General features: G+C 59.7%; 4 protein-coding genes. All 4 read right to left on the bottom strand.

Going from position 1 to position 3609, the window contains the following annotated elements:
* Positions 1-212: 212 nt before the first annotated feature.
* A complete protein-coding gene (gene rho, locus ENZ75_RS25100; protein ID WP_013528732.1) occupies positions 213-1478 on the bottom strand; it encodes a transcription termination factor Rho in 1266 nt (421 codons plus the stop codon).
* Positions 1479-1707: 229 nt separating this feature from the next.
* The gene (hemJ, locus tag ENZ75_RS25095; RefSeq protein WP_024504091.1) at positions 1708-2244 is read right to left on the bottom strand and encodes a protoporphyrinogen oxidase HemJ; all 537 of its coding nucleotides are present in this window, start codon (positions 2242-2244) and stop codon (positions 1708-1710) included.
* A complete protein-coding gene (hemE, locus tag ENZ75_RS25090; RefSeq protein ID WP_024504092.1) occupies positions 2244-3275 on the bottom strand; it encodes a uroporphyrinogen decarboxylase in 1032 nt (343 codons plus the stop codon). The genes hemJ and hemE overlap by 1 nt, the downstream gene beginning before the upstream one ends.
* 48 nt (positions 3276-3323) lie before the next feature.
* Positions 3324-3609: hypothetical protein (locus ENZ75_RS34725; protein WP_206617097.1), on the bottom strand; the 286-nt coding region annotated here is incomplete at its 5' end.

The raw sequence follows: 3609 nt of genomic DNA, 5'->3' as shown, positions 1-3609 counted from the left end.
CGGCGATAGTTTTGCTAACCGCCGGCGAGAGACGCCCCCCTCTGGCCTACCGGCCATCGCCCACTCAAAATGGGGAGATCGGCAGCTTCGCTGTTCCGTTCACCTTACGGCGTTGATAATTGCCGAAAACGACCAAGGGCGTAATCTCCCCCCTAGAGGGGGAGATGCCCGGCAGGGCAGAGGGGGGCGCGAAGGATCGCTACCCCATCCCCTTACGTGTTCATCGAATCGAAGAAATCCGCATTGGTCTTGGTCTGCTTCAGCTTGTCGATCAGGAACTCGATCGCGTCGGTGGTTCCCATCGGCGCCAGGATGCGGCGCAGCACGAAGATCTTTTGCAGGTCCTGCTTGGAAACCAGCAGGTCTTCCTTGCGGGTGCCGGACTTCAGGATGTCCATGGCCGGATAGATGCGCTTGTCGGCCACCTTGCGGTCGAGCTGGATTTCGCAGTTGCCGGTGCCCTTGAACTCTTCGAAGATGACTTCGTCCATGCGGCTGCCGGTATCGATCAGCGCGGTGGCGATAATGGTCAGCGAACCGCCTTCCTCGATGTTGCGGGCGGCGCCGAAGAAGCGCTTCGGCCGCTGCAGCGCGTTGGCGTCGACACCACCGGTCAGCACCTTGCCGGATGACGGCACGACGGTGTTGTAGGCGCGGCCGAGACGGGTGATCGAATCGAGCAGGATGACGACGTCGCGGCCATGTTCGACCAGGCGCTTGGCCTTCTCGATGACCATTTCGGCGACCTGCACGTGGCGCACCGCGGGCTCGTCGAAGGTCGAGGAGATCACCTCTCCCTTCACCGAGCGCTGCATGTCGGTCACTTCTTCCGGCCGCTCGTCGATCAGCAGCACGATCAGATAGCATTCCGGGTGGTTGGCGGTGATCGAGTGGGCGATGTTCTGCATCAGAACCGTCTTGCCGGTACGCGGCTGCGCGTTGATCAAGGCGCGCTGTCCCTTGCCGATCGGCGCCACCAGGTCGATCACACGGGCCGATATGTCCTTGGTGGTGACATTCTCGATCTCCATCTTCAGCCGCTTGGTCGGATAGAGCGGCGTCAGATTGTCGAAGTGGATCTTGTGACGGATCTTCTCGGGATCGTCGAAATTGATGGTGTTGACCTTGAGCAGCGCGAAATAGCGCTCGCCCTCTTTCGGGCTGCGGATCGGCCCTTCGACAGTATCGCCGGTCTTCAGCGAAAAGCGCCGGATCTGCGACGGTGAAATATAGATGTCGTCGGGACCTGGCAGGTAATTGGCGTTGGCGGAGCGCAGGAAGCCGAAACCGTCCTGCAGCACCTCGACCACGCCATCACCGATGATCTCGATCTCCTGGGCGGCCAGCTTCTTCAGGATCGCAAACATCAGCTCCTGCTTGCGCATGACGCTGGCGTTTTCGACCTCGAGCGATTCGGCATAAGCGATCAGCTCTGGCGGTTTCTTGTTCTTGAACTCGGCGAGTTTCATTTCTTGCATAGACGGACCTTGAATAGATGGAGTCTGGGTAGGCTTTGGGAAAATATCGGCGGGATGCGACAAATGCCGGGCGCGGCCGAAAACAACGAGGGGCGGCGCATGACGGGAAGGAAGACCCGTCTTTTATCGTCGGTCGGGTGAAAGAGCAAGCTGCGTTTTGCATGGCCTATGAAGGCCTAAACGCATCAATGCCTGTCGCAGTCTCCTGGCCGTTTTTGAGCGACATGCATCAGAACGGCTTGACCACCACCAGGATGACGATTGCGATCATCAGCAATGTGGGGATCTCGTTGACCATCCGCCAGTGCCTGGCCGGTTTTTCATTACGGTCCTCGGCGAATTTGCGCACCGCGCCGGCCAGATAGCCATGAACGGCGGACAGCAAAAGCACCGCTCCGATCTTGGCGTGCAGCCAGCCGCCCTGGAAACCGAAACCCTTCCAGGCGAGCCACAGGCCGAACACCCAGGTGACGATCATCGCCGGGTTGATGATGCCGCGCAGCAGGCGCCGCTCCATCACCTTGAAGGTTTCCGACTGCACCGAGCCCTTCTCGGCATCGGTGTGGTAGACCAGCAGCCGCGGCAGATAGAGCATGCCCGCCATCCACGAGATGACGGCGAGGATATGGATCGCCTTGGCCCAGGGGTAAAAACTGTCGGGTGCCGCGAAATACAAAAGCGCGGTGAAAACGATCAGCACGGCGATACCTGATATCATGCGCATCATCGCCTGGCCGGTGCTGTTCGTGTTGTTCATCTGAGCCATCAGCGTGTCGCGCTCCGCACCTGTTTCACCATCGCCTCGACATGGGCGATCGGCGTCTCCGGCGTGATGCCGTGACCGAGGTTGAAGATCAGCGGCCCGTCTCCCAGCGCTCTCAGGATCGCCTCGACGCCATCCGACAGCGCCTTGCCGCCAGCGACGAGCCGCAAGGGATCGAGATTGCCCTGAACCGCACCCGAGCGCTGCAATTCCTTCGCCGCGATCAGGGGCACCGTCCAGTCGATCCCCAGCGCCGTCACGCCGGTCTTCTGTCGATAGGTCCGGTAGCGCGAACCGGCGCCCTTGGGAAAACCGATGATCGGGACATCGGGATAAACCGCCCGCACCCGGCCAACGATCTCGGCCATCGGCTGAACGCAGAACAAATCGAAAGTTTCATCGTCCAGCACGCCGGACCAGGAATCGAAAATCTGCACCACATCCGCGCCCGCCTCGATCTGGCGGATGAGATAGGCGGCCGAATGTTCGGCAAGCACCTTCAGCAATCGTTGAAAGGCCACCGGCTCGCGATAGGCAAAAAGCCGCGCCGGCGCCTGGTCGGGCGTGCCATGGCCGGCAATCATGTAGGTCGCCACCGTCCACGGCGCGCCGCAGAAGCCGATCAGGGTTGTCTCGTCGGGCAATTTGGCCCGCAACCGGCGAACCGTCTCGTAGACCGGTTCGAGATTCACGTGAAACACCTTGCCTTCCAGAGCCAGAATCTGCGGCGCGGTGATCGGCGTCAGCAGCGGCCCTCTGCCCTCTTCGAAACGGACGTCACGGCCAAGCGCATGCGGAACGACAAGGATATCGGAAAACAGGATCGAAGCATCGAAGCCGAAGCGCTCGATCGGTTGCAAGGTCACTTCGACGGCAAGGTCTGGATCATAGCAGAGATCGAGGAACGAGCCTGCTCGCCTGCGTGTCTCCCGATACTCCGGCAGATAACGCCCTGCCTGACGCATCATCCAGAGCGGAGGCGGAAAATGAGCCTTGCCCTTCAGGACATCCAGCATGATCCGGTTCTGGGGCATCGAGCGCTCGCTTCTTCCGGCCTCTTCTATAATCAAAGATTCTTATATCTAAGATTCTTCTGATTCTAAGAGTCTGTTGGTTCTGGTGATTGCCACCTGTCCCGCTTTGCCCCGGAAAACACCAGCCAACATATTGTCGCGTGCTTCTTTTTCCCAGATGTAGGGTTCTGGGGATAGGTCGGAATCGATCAATCGAGTCAAAGCGTTAGGCAGAGCGGTGAAAGGCAGGTCCTGTGGACGGACTGTAGGCGAAAAAAGCCGTCCCCAAACTTGTCCCCAGTCGCCCGACGAAGCTGACAGCGCATCGAATTGTGGACAAACTGCCATCTGATAC

The sequence above is a fragment of the Mesorhizobium sp. M7A.F.Ca.CA.002.04.1.1 genome (assembly GCF_004022805.1).
Classification (GTDB): Bacteria; Pseudomonadota; Alphaproteobacteria; order Rhizobiales; family Rhizobiaceae; genus Mesorhizobium; species Mesorhizobium ciceri.
This window is presented reverse-complemented; position numbering and strand designations above follow the sequence as displayed.

Coding starts and splice junctions, on each gene's coding strand:
- hemJ (WP_024504091.1), bottom strand. CDS start 2,244: ATGGCTCAGATGAACAACACGAACAGCACCGGCCAGGCGATGATGCGC.
- hemE (WP_024504092.1), bottom strand. CDS start 3,275: ATGCCCCAGAACCGGATCATGCTGGATGTCCTGAAGGGCAAGGCTCAT.
- rho (WP_013528732.1), bottom strand. CDS start 1,478: ATGCAAGAAATGAAACTCGCCGAGTTCAAGAACAAGAAACCGCCAGAG.